The following is a 14,121-nucleotide window of genomic DNA, read 5'->3' as shown; positions in this document are numbered from 1 at the left end:
GGCGCTCGCGCAGGCTGGCCGAGAGCTCCACGATCGTGTAGCGGGTGATGCGGTCGCCCAGCGACTGCAGCAGCTCGCGCGCGAGCGCGCCCGAGCCGGCGCCGAACTCCCACAGTTCCTGCGTGCCGGTGCGCTCCAGCGCCTCGCCCAGCTGCGCGGCCAGCGTGCGGATGAAGGCTTCGGCCTGCGGATGGATCTCGGTCAGGTAGTCCTGCGGACCTGCGGGCTCCAGCGGCGGACGGAGGTCGGTCGGGCGGTCGACCCAGGCCAGTTGCTCGCCCTCGATGCGCACGCCGCGCTCGTGCCACACGCCGCCCTTGCGGGCCAGCAGCTTCACCGGCATCGCATCGAGCACTTCATTGCCCACCACCACGCCGTGCATCGCCGCCGGCAGTTCGCTCGCCCACTGCACGCGATCGCCCCAGGGCGCGAGCGCCTGCTGCTGGCGCTCGCGCAGGCTGGCCGAGAGCTCCACGATCGTGTAGCGGGTGATGCGGTCGCCCAGCGACTGCAGCAGCTCGCGCGCGAGCGCGCCCGAGCCGGCGCCGAACTCCCAGATTTCCTGCGTGCCGGTCCGCTCCAGCGCCTCGCCCAGCTGCGCGGCCAGGGTGCGCCCGAACAGCGGGCTCATCTCGGGCGCGGTGACGAAGTCGCTGCCCGAGGACGGCAGGTGGCCGAACTTGCGGGAGGCGTTGGCGTAGTAGCCCAGGCCCGGCGCATAGAGCGCCAGCGCCATGTAGCGGTCGAAGGGCAGCCAGCCGCCGGCGCGCGCCGCCTGCTGGGCCACCAGCTTGTGCAGCGCGCTCGTTACACTCGATGCATGTTGGTTCACCGCAGCATGGTCGGCGAATGAGCGCCGGCCGCACCGTCCTCGTCACCGGCGCCGGCCGCCGCCTCGGCCGCGCCATCGCCCTGGACCTCGCCGCCCACGGCTGGCAGGTGGCCGTGCACTACCGCGATTCGGAACACGGGGCGAAGCAGACCGTCGAGGCCTGCCGGCAGCACGCGCGGGCCGAGGCCTTCCGGGCCGACCTCGAGCAGGAAGCGCCGACGCGCGAGCTGTTCGCGCAGGTGCTGGCCTGCTTCGGCCGCATCGACGCGGTCGTCAACAACGCCTCGCAGTTCCAGCACGACAGCGCCCAGAGCTTCGGCTATGCGGCGCTCGCCACCCACCTGGCCACCAACACGGCGGCGCCCATCGTGCTCGCGCAATGCCTGGCCGCGCACGCGCGCGAGCGCAGCGGCGGCGGCGTGGTGGTGAACCTGCTGGACCAGAAGCTGTGGAACCCGAATCCGGACTTCTTCAGCTACACGCTGTCGAAGGCGGCGCTGCAGGCGGCCACAACGCTGCTCGCACAGGCGCTGGCGCCCGAACTGCGGGTGGTGGGCGTCGCGCCCGGGCTCACGCTCACCAGCCACATGCTCTCGCAGGAGCGCTTCGAGGAGCTGCACAAGCTCTCGCCGATCGGCCGCTCCTCGACGCCGGAAGACATCGCCCATGCCGTGCGCTTCGCGCTGGAGAACGGCGCCGTCACCGGCTCCACCCTGCTCGTCGACGGCGGGCAGCACCTCATGAAGTTCGACCGCGATTTCTCGCTGATGTGATGAGCAAGGCCGGCACCCAGATCCTGACCCTCGAGGGCCTGCGCTTCGACGCCAACCTCGGCATCCTGGAACACGAGAAGGAGGCGCCGCAGCCGATCCTGGTGGATGCCGAACTGAACCTCGGCACCCAGCCCCTGCTGCCGCGCGACGACGACATCACCCACGTGCTCGATTACCGCAAGGTGCGGCGCATCATCATCGAGGAGTGCACCGCGGTGCACGTCAACCTGCTGGAGTCGCTGATCGGCAAGCTGGCACACCGCCTGATGCAGCTGCCCGGCGTGCTGGGCGTGCGGGTGCGCATCGTCAAGCTGGAGATCTTCGACGATTGCGAGGTCGCGATCCGGGTCGAGACCGGGCTCTGGTAGCGCGCTACTCCAGCGTCTCCTCCGCCACCGGTGGCGCCAGCGGCGCGGCCGCCGCGCCGAGGAAGCGGTTGCTCAGGTAGACCATGGCCAGCAGCCCCAGACCGATCGCGTCGGTGATGTAGCCCGGCTTGATCAGCAGGACGGCCGCCACCAGCAGCACCGCCCGCTCCCACCACTTCGCGTCGCGCCCGACCAGGAAGCCTTGCAGCGCGGCGGAGAAGCAGATCACGCCGAAGCAGGCCGATGCGAACGACGTCAGCGCCGTAAACCAGTCGCCGATCAGCAGCAGGGACGGCTCGTACACGAACATGAAGGGCACGATGTAGGTCGGCGCGGCGATGCGCACCGCCTCCCAGCCGGATTGCCACAGGTCGGCCTTCGCGAGGCCGGACGCCGCGAACACCGCCAGCGCCACCGGGGGCGTGATGGCCGACAGGATCGCGAAGTAGAAGGCGAACATGTGGGCCGCCGGCGTCACGGCGCCCAGCTTCACCAGCGCCGGCACCAGCAGCGAGACCATCACGATGTAGGCCGGCGTGGTGGGCATGCCCATGCCCAGCACGATGCCCGCCATCGCGGTGAGCACCAGCGCCAGCACCAGCGAGTTCTGCGCCAGGCCGATCACGACGTCGGTGAAGGTGATGCCCAGGCCGGTGATGGTGACCACCGCGATCACGATGCCGGCGCAGGCGCAGGCCATCGCCACGGCCAGCGTGTTGCGCGCGCCGTCCACCAGCGCGTCGAGCACGCTGCGCCAGCCGATGCCGGCGCGGGTGGAAGCGCGCAGCAGCGCGATCGGCAGGCAGGACAGCGCGCCCACCAGCGCGGCCAGCGGCGCCGAGTAGCCGAGCATCAGGCCGACCAGCACCAGCAGGATCGGCAGGAACAGGTGGCCGCGCACGCGCAGCACCTGCCCCAGCAGTGGCAGCTGCGCGCGCGGCACGCCGGCCAGGCCGTAGCGCCGGGCCTCGAAGTGCACGGCGAAGAACACCGCGATGTAGTACAGCACCGCCGGCACCAGCGCCCACAGGGCGACCTGGGCATACGGCACCGCGAGGAATTCCGCCATCACGAAGGCGGCGGCGCCCATCACCGGCGGCATGATCTGCCCGCCGGTGGAGGCGACGGATTCGACCGCGGCGGCGAAGGGCGGGCGGAAGCCGGTGCGCTTCATCAGCGGGATCGTGATCGGGCCGTCCACCATCACGTTGGCCACCGCGCTGCCGGAGACGGTGCCGAACAGGCTGGACGACACGATCGCCACCTTGCCGGGGCCGCCCGCCGTGTGCCCGGTGAGCGACATGGCGAAATCCATGAACAGCTGGCCGGTGCCGCTGCGCTCCATGAAGGCGCCGAACAGCACGAACAGCATCACGTAGCTGGCCGACACGCCGAGGGTGGAGCCGAAGATGCCCTCGGTGGAGAGGTACAACTGCTCCATCAGCACCTGGGCCTTCACTTCCGTGAAGAAGACGGCGTAGACGAGGAAGACGACCGCCGTGGCCGGCAGGGCCCAGCCGATCACGCGCCGCGTGGCATCGAGCACCACCACCACCGACAGCACCGCCATCACCTTGTCCCAGGGCTTGAGGTCGTCGATGTAGATGATGCGGTTGATGAAGTACTCGTAGTTCAGGAAGATGTAGAGCACGAAGGCCCAGCCGGCCGCGAGCAGGGCCGCATCGACCAGGCGCCACGCACCGGCGCCGCCGGGGCGCAGCGGGTACAGCAGGTAGACCAGGGTGAGCGCGAACAGCAGGTGCGTGCCGCGGAACACCATCGCCTCGGGCGGGCCGAAGCCCGCCACGTACATGTGGTACAGCGACATGGCGACCGCCACGGCCGTCACCACGAGGGCGAGTGCCCGCGTGGCCGGCGGCGTCGCCTGCACTTCGTCGGAGACGATCTGGCCGCTCGGGACGCTCACGCCTGGCCCCGGCTCACAGCGCGCCCACTTCCTTGTAGAACTTCTCCGCGCCCTTGTGCAGCGGCACGCCGATGTTGGCCGCCATCGCCTTGGGCGTGAGGCCGGTGATCGGCTTCACCACCGCCGCCATCGCGTCGACGTTCTGGGCCATCGCCTTGGTCATCTTGTAGACCACGTCCTCGGGCAGGTCGCAGGCGGCCACGATGTGGGTGGAGTAGCCGATCACGGGCACGTCCTTGTCCTGCTTGGGATAGGTGCCGGCGCGGATCACCAGCTTCTGGTAGCCCGGGTTCTCCTTCTGCAGGCCGGCGATGGTCTTGTCGTCCACCGGCACCAGGTGCATGTCGCGCGCGCTGGCGAGGTCCATCACCGCGGAAGCGGGCGCCGTGGTGCCGAGCGTCATCACCTGGACGTGGCCGTCCTTCATCATCGCCACGGCGTCGTTGTAGGAAGCCTGGAAGTTCGCCTTGGCCAGCGACTGGTAGGACATTCCGTTCAACTTGAGGACCTCCGCGGTCAGCACTTCCGAGGTGTTGCCCTTCGGCTGCGTGACCAGGGTCTTGCCCTTGAGGTCGGCGTAGGACTGGATCTTCGCGTCCGCCAGCGCGGCCACCTGGAAGTACTGCGGATACAGGTTGGCGATCTGGCAGACCTTGGTGACCTTCTTCGTATAGGGCGGGCGGCCCTCGAGGCCGTCCACCGTGCTGGCCGAATTGGCGAAGCCGATCTGCGCCTTGCCTTCGTCGACGCCTCGCACGTTGGCGACGCCCGCGCCCGGCGTCTGCTGGATGCGCAGGCCCGGCACGGCCTGTTCCCACATGTGCTTGAGCGCGCCGCCCAGCGGGATCCAGGAGCCGCCCTGCGGGCCGGTCATCATGGTGACCTGCTGCGCGGCCGCCGGCCAGGCGGCTGCGAGGCCGACGGTGAGCGCGAGAACGATGCGGGTGGGGTTCACATGCTTCATGGCGTCTCCTGAACTTGTTGCGGTGCGACCAGCGGGCCGGGCGGCTAGAGCAGGCCGGGCGGCTAGGTTAGGGAATCCACCTCAGGCCGGTCAACTCGACGGGAGTGAGATTCGTTCGGGACTTACCCCTAAGGGGCGGCGCCGCGGCGGCGGCCCGCGGCGCACGGTAGCCGTTAAGAAAACACTAAGCGCGACCGTGGAACATGCCTCCATCTGCACGGCCCGCTCTCCCGGCCGGACAAGGAGAACCCGATGGACACAGTCCCTGCATCCCCTGCTGAAAACCCACGCGGCACCCTGGTGTGGGACGCGCCGGTGCGCGTCTTCCACTGGCTGCTGGCGGCCAGCTTCGCCGTCGCCTGGCTCACCTCGGACGGCGAGCGCTGGGAGCTGGTGCACGTCACCGCCGGCTACACGATGGCGGGGCTGGTGGCCTTCCGCATCCTCTGGGGCCTGGTGGGCACGCGGCACGCGCGCTTCACGCAGTTCGTGCGCGGTCCGCGCGCGGCGCTGGAGTACCTCGGTTCGCTTTTCGGCCGCGAACCGCGGCACCACACCGGCCACAATCCGGCCGGCGGGCTGGCCATCGTCGCCCTGCTGGGGCTGACGGCGCTGACCGCCCTCTCCGGCTGGGCGTACTACGAGCAGATCGCGGGCCACTGGATGAAGGAAGTGCACGAGACGCTCGCGGGTACGATGCTGGCGTTGGTGGTGCTGCACGTGGCCGCGGTGGTGGCCAGCAGCCTGCTGCACCGGGAGAACCTGGTGGCCGCGATGGTCCACGGCCGCAAGCCGGCGCCCGGCGCCGAAGGCATCCGCAGCCCGTGGCGCAGCGTCGCGTTGGTGCTGCTGGCGGGCGTGCTGGGCTTCTGGTGGCTGCAGTGGCAGGCGGCGCCGGCCGCGGAACAGGCGGCGCTCCTGTCCGGGCACCACCACCACCACGATCACGACGACGATCACGACGAAGACTGAGGCCGGGCGCATGCGCATCCTGCTCGCGGAAGACGATCCCCTGCTGGGCGACGGCCTGCAATCGGGCCTGCGCCAGCTCGGCTTCCAGGTCGACTGGGTGCGCAGCGGCGACGCCGCCGAACGCGAACTGCGCGCCGGCGTGCATGCCGCCGCGGTGCTGGATCTCGGCCTGCCGCGCAAGGACGGCCTCGACGTGCTCGCGGCCGCGCGCGCCCAGGGCATCCGCGTGCCGGTGCTGGTGTTCACCGCGCGCGATGCGATTCCCGACCGCATCCGCGGCCTCGACGCCGGCGCCGACGACTACGTGCTCAAGCCGGTGGACCTGCACGAACTGGCGGCCCGCCTGCGCGCCCTGGTGCGGCGCTCGCACGGCCAGCCGGAGGAGGTGCTGCGGGCGCAGGACGTGGAGCTGGACCCGGCCGCGCACACCGTGCACAAGGCCGGCCGGCCGGTGCAGCTGCCGACGCGCGAATTCGACCTGCTGCACGCGCTGATGCTCAGTGCGGGCCGCGTGCTCACCCGCGAGCAGCTCGAACAGCACCTCTACTCCTGGGGCCGCGAGGTCGATTCCAACGCGGTGGAAGTGCACATCCACCACCTGCGGCGCAAGCTCGGAAGCAACCTGATCCACACCGTGCGCGGCGTCGGCTACACCCTGCTGCGGGAGGCGCCGGCGTGCTGAGGCCCTCGTCCCTGCGGGGACGGCTGCTGCTGATGGTGCTGGGCACATCGCTGGCCGTGTGGCTGGCGGCGGCCGTCATGACGTGGATCGACGTGCGGCACGAACTGGACGAACTGCTGGACGGCCACCTCGCGCAGGCGGCGTCGCTGCTGGTGGCCCAGGAGGTACCGGAGCTCGAAGACGACGACCGCGTCGACGCGCCGGTGCTGCACCGTTACGGCCGGCGCGTGACCTTCCAGGTGTTCCAAGAGGGCAAGCTGGTCCTGCGCTCGGCGTCGGCGCCGGACGCCCCCCTGGTCGGCGACGGCCGCAAGCCCGTCTCCGGCTTCCACACGGTGGACGTCGGCAAGCGGCCCTGGCGCGTGTTCGCGACCCGCGGCGCCGACAAGGACGTGCAGGTGTTCGTGGCCGAACGCGTCTCGTCGCGCAACGACATCCTGTTCGCCGTGCTGCGCAGCACCCTCTGGCCGATGCTGGTGGCCATGCCCATCCTGCTGCTGGCCGGCTGGTGGGCGGTGGCGCTCGGCGTGCGCCCCCTGCGCACGCTGGGCGCGGCGCTGGCGCGCCGTCCGGCCGAAGACCTGCGGCCGCTCGCCGCCGCTGGCGCGCCGGACGAAATGCGGCCGCTGGTCGACGCGCTCAACGGCCTGTTCGAGCGCATCGCGCTGCTGCTGGAACGCGAGCGCCGCTTCACCGGCGACGCGGCGCACGAACTGCGCACGCCGATCGCGGCGATCCGCGCCCAGGCCCAGGTGGCGCTGGGCGCCGGCGACGCGCCGCAGCGCCGCCAGGCGCTGGAGCGCACCCTGGCCGGCTGCGACCGCGCCTCGCGGGTGGTGGAACAGCTGCTGACGCTTTCGAAGCTGGAGGCCGACGCGCCGCGCCGCAGCGATCCGGTGGACCTGGGCGCGGTGGCCCAGGCCGTGGTGGCCGAACTGGCGGTGGCCGGCATCGCCCGCCACCAGAACGTGAGCCTGTCCGCCGAGCCGCACGTGGTGGTCGAGGGCGACGAGACGCTGCTCGCCGTCCTGTGCCGCAACCTGGTGGACAACGCGCTGCGCTACAGCCCGCCCGGGGCGCGGATCGAGGTGGGCGTGCGCCGCGCGGGCCCGCGGGCCCTGCTGGTCGTGGACGACGACGGCCCCGGCCTGTCCGAGCCGGACCGCCAGCGGCTCGGCCAGCGCTTCTTCCGCGCCGAGGGCAGCGAGGCCTCCGGCAGCGGACTGGGCTGGTCGATCGTGCAGCGCATCGCGGCCGTCCACGGGGCCAGCGTGCGGGCGCTGGCCTCGCCGCGCCTGGGCGGGCTGTGCGTCGAAGTGGGCTTTCCGGCCGCGGCAGAAGCCCCCGTGCGAGCCGGCGCCGATGCCGCGATGCGAAAATAGCGCCACCATGAGCGCCGTCTGGACAGCCCCCGAGCCCACCCCCACCCCCGCCCCCGCCGCGAAGATCGAACGCGAGAACCACAAGCTGGAGAAGCGCCTGTGCCGCCTGGTCGGCCAGGCCATCGCCGACTACGCCATGATCGTGCCGGGCGTCAAGGTGATGGTGTGCCGGTCGGGCGGCAAGGACAGCTACGCCCTGCTGGACATCCTGCTGAAGCTGCAGCGGCGCGCGCCCGTGAGCTTCCAGATCGTGGCCGTCAACCTCGACCAGAAGCAGCCCGGCTTCCCCGAGCACGTGCTGCCCGGGTACCTGAAGGGCCTCGGCGTCGACTTCCGCATCGAGGAGCAGGACACCTACTCCATCGTCAAGGACAAGATCCCCGAGGGCAAGACGATGTGCAGCCTGTGCAGCCGGCTGCGCCGCGGCATCCTGTACCGGGTGGCGAGCGAGCTGGGCGCCACCAAGATCGCCCTGGGCCACCACCGCGACGACATGCTGCAGACGCTGTTCCTCAACATGTTCTTCGGCGGCAAGCTCAAGGGCATGCCGCCCAAGCTGCAAAGCGACGACGGCCGCCACGTGGTGATCCGCCCGCTCGCCTACGTCAACGAGAAGGACCTGGTGCGCTGGGCGGCGGTGCGCGAGTTCCCGATCATCCCCTGCACCCTGTGCGGCAGCCAGGAGAACCTGCAGCGCAAGCAGGTGGGCGACATGCTGCGCGACTGGGACAAGCGCTTCCCCGGCCGGCTGGACAACATGCTGCACGCGCTGCAGAACGTGGTGCCTTCGCACCTGGCCGACCCGGCGCTGCACGACTTCCGCAACCTCGCCGCCACCGGCGTGCCGAGCGAAGACGGCGACAAGGCCTTCGACCGCGAGGAATTCCCGGCCCCGGCCGCCCTGCCCTCCCTGCAGGTCATCAAGCTCTGATCCCGCGCCGCCGCGGCGGCGTCCTGCATGTAAACGCGCCCCACCAGCAGCCTGCGGGGCTCTACCATTGGCCGAGGCAGGCCCGGCCTGCCGATGGGAGATGCCATGGGTCGAATGCTCGTCGTCCTGCGCCTCGGGGTGCTCGCCGCGCTCGCGGTGCTGCTTTCCGGCTGCGCCTCCACCTACGTGCTGGACAACCAGGTCCAGTCCTTCTCGCAGCTCACTGCGCTGCCGGCGCAGCCCACCTACCGCTTCGAGCGCTCGCTGTCGCAGCAGGCCGATCCGTCGCAGCAGGCACTCGAAGCGCTGGCCGACCCGGCCCTGCACAAGGCCGGCCTGCGCCGCGACGACGCCGCCCCGCGCTACAGCGTGCAGGTGGGTGCGCGCACCGAGCGCACCTTCTCGCCCTATGCCGATCCCTACTGGGGTCCCTGGGGCTGGGGCTGGGGCGGCGGCTGGGGCCTGGGCTTCCACGGCCGCCACTTCGGCCTGGGCCTGGGCGGGCCCTGGCCGCGCGCCGACTCCTACTGGTTCCACCGCGAGGTGAGCGTGATCGTGCGCGAGCTGGCCACCAACCGCGTGGTCTACGAGACGCACGCCATCAACGACGGCCCCTGGTTCGACAACCGCACCGTGCTGCCGGCCATGTTCGAGGCCGCCCTGCAGGGCTTCCCCACCCCGCCGCAGGGGCCGCGCCGGGTCGACATCCAGGTCGGGCCCAGCGCCGGCTAGGCCAGACCCAGCGTCGGCTGGCCCGGCGTCGGCCAGGCCTGGCCCAGCGCCGGCGCAACGCAGCGCGAAAGATTTTTCGCGGTGCGGAATGTCGCTCCCTACAATGCGCCGGTATGGAAGCCACCCGCATCATCGCCGTGCGGCATGGCGAGACGGCCTGGAACGTGGACGCACGGATCCAGGGCCAGCTCGACATCCAGCTGAACGAGACCGGGCGATGGCAGGCCCGCCGGGTGGGCCAGGCCCTGTCCGGCGAGCAGCTGAGCGCCATCTATTCGAGCGACCTGGCGCGGGCGCACGAGACGGCGCGCGCCATCGGCGAGGCGGTGGGCGTCCCCGTCGTTCCCCATCCCGGCCTGCGCGAGCGCCGCTTCGGCATGTTCGAAGGCCGGACCTTCGACGAGATCCAGCAGAACTGGCCCGAGCACGCGCTCAACTGGCGCAAGCGCATCCCCGAATGGGCGCCGCCCGAAGGCGGCGAGTCGCTGCTGGAGCTGCGCGAGCGCATCCACCGCACCGTGCACGACCTGGCCTCGCGCCACTACGGCGAGCAGATCGCCGTGGTGGCCCACGGCGGCGTGCTCGACACCCTCTACCGCATCGCCACGCGCCAGGCCGTCAATTCGCCCCGCACCTGGCAACTCCCGAACGGGTCGATCAACCGGCTGCTGTGGACGCCCGAAGGCTTCACGCTCGTGGGCTGGTCGGACACGCAGCACCTGGAACATGCCGCTTTCGACGAAAACACCTCTTTCTGAAGACCTGCTGCGGCTGGTGGGCCAGCCGGCCTCCGCCATCGACACGCCCTCGCTGGTGGTCGACCTCGATGCCATGCAGCGCAACCTGAGCCGGATGGCGGAGTTCGCGCGCAAGCACGATATCCGCTGGCGCCCGCACGCCAAGATGCACAAGAGCTCGGCGCTCGCGCGGCTGCAGATGCAGGCCGGCGCCGTCGGCGTGTGCGTGCAGAAGACCGCCGAGGCCGAGGCCATGGCGGCCGGCGGTGTCACCGACATCTACATCAGCAACGAGGTGGTCGCGCCGGCCAAGCTGGCGCGGGTGGCGGAACTCGCGCACCGGCTGGCGCAGGCCAAGGGCCGGCTCGCCATCGCGGTGGACAGCCTCGAAGGCGTGCGGCGGCTCGCCAACGCCATGGACGACCGGCGCCAGGGCGGTCCGGCGGCGGTGATCGACGTGTTCGTGGAGATCGACGTCGGCCAGGGCCGCTGCGGCGTGCCGCCAGGGCGGCAGGCGCTGGAGCTGGCGCTGGAGATCCGGCGCCATCCGCCGCTGCGCTTCGCCGGCCTGCAGGCCTACCACGGGCGGGCGCAGCACCTGCGCACGGCGCTGGCCCGACGCGATGCCATCGCGCAGGTGGTGCGGGACGTGCTGTCCACGCGCCAGCTGATCGAGCGCGAAGGCATCCCGGTGGACCTGGTCACGGGCGCGGGCACCGGCAGCATGGTGTGCGAGGCCGCGAGCGGCGTCTACGGCGAACTGCAGGCGGGCTCCTTCCTGTTCATGGACGCGGACTACGCCGCCAACGAACGCGATCCCGCGCAGCCGCAGTTCGAGCACGCGCTGTTCGTGAAGGCGCAGGTCATGAGCTCGGGCCCGCAGCACGCCGTGTGCGACGCCGGCCACAAGAGCCACGCGATCGATTCGGGCCTGCCGCGGGCCCTGACGCTCGACCCCACCGGCGAGCTCGACTACCTCAATGGCGGCGACGAGCACGGCCTGCTGAAGCCGGCGCGGGGCAACCAGCGCGTGCCGCGGCTGGACGAGACGGTGTGGCTGATCCCGGGCCACTGCGATCCCACCGTCAACCTGCACAACCACCTGGTCGGCGTGGTCGGCGGCCTGCAGCAGGGCCGCGTGGACAAGATCATCCGCGTCGATGCGCGCGGTGCGTTGACCTGAACCGTAGGCTGGCGCTGAGCGCGCCAGCGCGAAGCCCAGCATCATGCAACCGAGCCCCAGCCAAGTCATCGTCCTCGCCACCCCGGTCTTCCTGCTGCTGATCGCGGTCGAATACGCCTGGGGACGGCTGCGCGGGCGCGACACCTACCGCCTGAACGACGCGATCAACAGCATCTCGCTCGGCATGCTGAGCCAGGTGAGCGCCGTCCTCACCCGCCTGTTCCGCATCGGCATCTACACCGCGGTGTTCTCCCACGCGGCGCTGGTGCGCGACGATGCCTTCTGGACTTCGCCCTTCGGCTGGCTGCTCGCGCTGGTGTTCTACGACTTCTGCTACTACTGGCTGCACCGGGCCGGCCACGAAGTGGCGGTCTTCTGGGCGGCGCACGTGGTGCACCACCAGAGCCAGGACTACAACCTGTCCACCGCGCTGCGCCAGACCAGCTCGGGCGCCCTGCTCGGGTGGATCTTCTACCTGCCGATGGCGATGGCCGGCGTGCCGCCGCTGGTGTTCGGCGTGGTGGCGCTGATCGACCTGCTGTACCAGTACTGGGTGCACACCGAGCACGTCGGCAAGCTGGGATGGTTCGACCGCTGGTTCTGCTCGCCTTCCAACCACCGCGTGCACCACGCGGTGAACGAGCGCTACCTCGATCGCAACTACGGCGGCATCCTGATCGTGTGGGACCGCCTGTTCGGCAGCTTCCGCGAGGAAGACGAGCGCTGCGTCTACGGCACCCGCGCGCCGCTGGAAAGCTGGGATCCGCTCTGGTCGAACCTGGAGGTGTACTGGGCGCTCGCGCGCGACAGCTGGCACGCGCGCTCCTGGGGCGACAAGCTGCGGGTGTGGTTCAAGCCGCCGGGCTGGCGGCCCGCGGACGTGGCCGCGCGCTTCCCCAAGCCGCCGTTCGCGCTGGAGCGGGTCACGCGTTACCACCCGCCCATGGGCCGCGCGGTGGCGTGGTTCGCGGGGGTGCAGTTCATGGCGATCCTCGGCGGGGTCGCGCTGTTCCTCTGGCACGCCGATGGCTTGCCGCTGGCGCGTTCCGCCACCTGGCTGGCCGTTCTCACGGCTGCGATTTGGGCGGTGGGCGCCGTGATGCAGGGGCGCATCACGGTGCTGGAGGTGCTGCTGATCGAAGTGGCCGCGCTCGCGACGGCGACGGCCGCCGAAGGCTGGCTCGACGCCCACCGCCTGTTCAAGCCGCTGGCCATGCTGCTCGCCATCGCCTGGGTCGCCGCGCGCGCGCAGGGGCGCTTCGGCAACGTGCTGCTCGCCGCCCTGGCCCTGTGCCTGGCGGGCGACGTGTTCCTGATGCTCGAGGGCTTCTTCATCCCCGGGATGGTGAGCTTCCTGGCGGCGCACCTGTGCTACCTGAGCCTGTTCCGGCAGGGCGTGCGCTGGTTCCCGAGCGGCCGGGCGCTGGCCGCGACGCTGGCGGTGGCGGCCTTGCTGTATGCAGTGCTCTTCCCGCATCTCGGGCCGGTGCTGAAGGTGGCGGTGGCCGCATATGCCGTGGTGATCGCGCTGATGGCGGCGCAGGCGATCGGGCGGGCCACGGTGGTGCGGGATGGGCCTGCGATCGGCGTGGCGGTTGGCGCGGGCTTGTTCATGCTGAGCGATGCGATCCTGGCGATCAACCGCTTCGCGCTGCCGGTGCCGCTGGCGCCGCTGTGGGTGCTGTCGACGTACTACGCGGCGCAGGTGCTGATCGTGCACAACGCGCGGGCGGGCAAGGTGGAGGTGCCGGCGGGCGCTGCGGCTCCCGCACAGGCTGCTGGGGCGAGCTCGTAGGCTGGTCGCTGAGCGCGGCCGAGGCGACCGCCTCGGCCGCCGAAGCCCAGCGCTCCGCTGCGCTCGCGCATCGCTGGGCTTTCGCTTCGCTCCAGCACCAGCCTACGAAAAGCCCCAGCTCCGGCACCAGCCTACGAACAGCCCCTGGTCCACGAAGCGTTCACGGCTCGAACAAGCCGCCTTCCGCCCTGGGCGGCGTCACGCCCAGGTGGCGGTACGCCGCCATCGTGGCCACCCGCCCGCGCGGCGTGCGCTGCAGGTAGCCCTGCTGGATCAGGTAGGGTTCGATCACGTCCTCGATCGTGTCGCGCTCCTCGCCGATCGAGGCGGCCACGTTGTCCAGGCCCACCGGGCCGCCGTCGAAGCGGTGGATCACCGCCTCCAGCAACTTGCGGTCCATCAGGTCGAAGCCCTGCGGGTCGACGTCCAGCATGGCCAGCGCCTTCTGCGCCATCTCGCGCGTGATGTGGCCGGTGCCCTTCACCTCGGCGTAGTCGCGCACCCGCCGCAGCAGGCGGTTGGCGATCCGCGGCGTGCCGCGCGAGCGGCGGGCGATCTCGGAAGCGCCTTCGTCGTCGATCGGCGCCTGCAGCAGGCGGGCGCTGCGGTTGACGATCAGCGTCAATTCCTCCGCCGTGTAGAACTCCAGTCGCGCCACGATGCCGAAGCGGTCCCGCAGCGGATTCGTCAGCATGCCCGCGCGCGTGGTCGCGCCCACCAGCGTGAAGGGCTGCAGGTCCAGCTTGATCGAGCGGGCCGCGGGACCTTCACCGATCATGATGTCGATCTGGTAGTCCTCCAGCGCGGGATAGAGGATCTCCTCCACCACCGGCGAGAGGCGGT

General features: G+C 71.0%; 14 protein-coding genes. 10 read left to right on the top strand and 4 right to left on the bottom strand.

Annotated features, from left to right (window positions below; genetic code table 11):
- Positions 1-832, bottom strand: an 832-nt coding sequence (locus tag VFM98_RS16180; RefSeq protein WP_325110930.1) for an SAM-dependent methyltransferase, incomplete at its 3' end; no start/stop codon positions are given.
- 17 nt (positions 833-849) lie between these two features.
- Here VFM98_RS16180 and VFM98_RS16175 point away from each other — a divergent pair.
- The gene (locus VFM98_RS16175) at positions 850-1,605 is read left to right on the top strand and encodes an SDR family oxidoreductase (protein WP_325110929.1); all 756 of its coding nucleotides are present in this window, start codon (positions 850-852) and stop codon (positions 1,603-1,605) included.
- Positions 1,605-1,973 (top strand): dihydroneopterin aldolase, encoded by a 369-nt coding sequence (locus VFM98_RS16170; protein ID WP_325110928.1) that lies wholly within the window; start codon positions 1,605-1,607, stop codon positions 1,971-1,973. The genes VFM98_RS16175 and VFM98_RS16170 overlap by 1 nt, the downstream gene beginning before the upstream one ends.
- 4 nt (positions 1,974-1,977) lie before the next feature.
- Here VFM98_RS16170 and VFM98_RS16165 read toward each other — a convergent pair whose 3' ends face one another.
- Both VFM98_RS16165 and VFM98_RS16160 read right to left on the bottom strand, forming a co-directional pair.
- Complete coding sequence (locus tag VFM98_RS16165) at positions 1,978-3,900, bottom strand: TRAP transporter permease (protein ID WP_325110927.1); 1,923 nt, start codon at positions 3,898-3,900, stop codon at positions 1,978-1,980.
- A 13-nt stretch (positions 3,901-3,913) separates the two neighbouring features.
- Positions 3,914-4,864, bottom strand: a complete 951-nt coding sequence (locus tag VFM98_RS16160) for a TAXI family TRAP transporter solute-binding subunit (protein WP_325110926.1) — start codon at positions 4,862-4,864, stop codon at positions 3,914-3,916.
- Between the two features lie 252 nt (positions 4,865-5,116).
- Here VFM98_RS16160 and VFM98_RS16155 point away from each other — a divergent pair, with 252 nt between their 5' ends.
- The 8 genes from VFM98_RS16155 (at position 5,117) to VFM98_RS16120 (ending at position 13,278) form a co-directional block, all read left to right on the top strand.
- A complete protein-coding gene (locus VFM98_RS16155; protein WP_325110925.1) occupies positions 5,117-5,836 on the top strand; it encodes a cytochrome b/b6 domain-containing protein in 720 nt (239 codons plus the stop codon).
- Positions 5,837-5,846: 10 nt separating this feature from the next.
- Positions 5,847-6,518 (top strand): winged helix-turn-helix domain-containing protein, encoded by a 672-nt coding sequence (locus VFM98_RS16150; RefSeq protein ID WP_325110924.1) that lies wholly within the window; start codon positions 5,847-5,849, stop codon positions 6,516-6,518.
- On the top strand, positions 6,512-7,900 hold the full coding sequence (locus VFM98_RS16145) for an ATP-binding protein (protein ID WP_325110923.1): 1,389 nt from the start codon (positions 6,512-6,514) through the stop codon (positions 7,898-7,900). The genes VFM98_RS16150 and VFM98_RS16145 overlap by 7 nt, the downstream gene beginning before the upstream one ends.
- A gap of 7 nt (positions 7,901-7,907) precedes the next feature.
- A complete protein-coding gene (gene ttcA / locus VFM98_RS16140) occupies positions 7,908-8,831 on the top strand; it encodes a tRNA 2-thiocytidine(32) synthetase TtcA (RefSeq protein WP_325110922.1) in 924 nt (307 codons plus the stop codon).
- A gap of 114 nt (positions 8,832-8,945) precedes the next feature.
- The gene (locus VFM98_RS16135) at positions 8,946-9,563 is read left to right on the top strand and encodes a DUF4136 domain-containing protein (RefSeq protein ID WP_325110921.1); all 618 of its coding nucleotides are present in this window, start codon (positions 8,946-8,948) and stop codon (positions 9,561-9,563) included.
- A gap of 113 nt (positions 9,564-9,676) precedes the next feature.
- A complete protein-coding gene (locus tag VFM98_RS16130; RefSeq protein WP_325110920.1) occupies positions 9,677-10,321 on the top strand; it encodes a histidine phosphatase family protein in 645 nt (214 codons plus the stop codon).
- Positions 10,290-11,483 (top strand): DSD1 family PLP-dependent enzyme, encoded by a 1,194-nt coding sequence (locus VFM98_RS16125; RefSeq protein WP_325110919.1) that lies wholly within the window; start codon positions 10,290-10,292, stop codon positions 11,481-11,483. Before VFM98_RS16130 ends, VFM98_RS16125 begins: the two co-directional genes overlap by 32 nt.
- Positions 11,484-11,526: 43 nt before the next feature.
- Positions 11,527-13,278 carry a lysoplasmalogenase family protein gene (locus VFM98_RS16120; protein ID WP_325110918.1) on the top strand — a complete coding sequence of 584 codons (1,752 nt, stop codon included), beginning with the start codon at positions 11,527-11,529 and terminating at the stop codon, positions 13,276-13,278.
- A gap of 160 nt (positions 13,279-13,438) precedes the next feature.
- On the opposite strand, the gene ruvB is transcribed toward VFM98_RS16120, so the two are convergent.
- Positions 13,439-14,121, bottom strand: a 683-nt coding sequence (gene ruvB / locus VFM98_RS16115; protein ID WP_325110917.1) for a Holliday junction branch migration DNA helicase RuvB, incomplete at its 5' end; no start/stop codon positions are given.

The sequence above is a fragment of the Ramlibacter sp. genome, assembly GCF_035706265.1.
In the GTDB taxonomy this organism is placed as follows: domain Bacteria; phylum Pseudomonadota; class Gammaproteobacteria; order Burkholderiales; family Burkholderiaceae_C; genus Ramlibacter.
The sequence above is the reverse complement of the archived record's forward strand: the minus strand, read 5'-3'. Positions and strand labels throughout refer to the sequence as shown.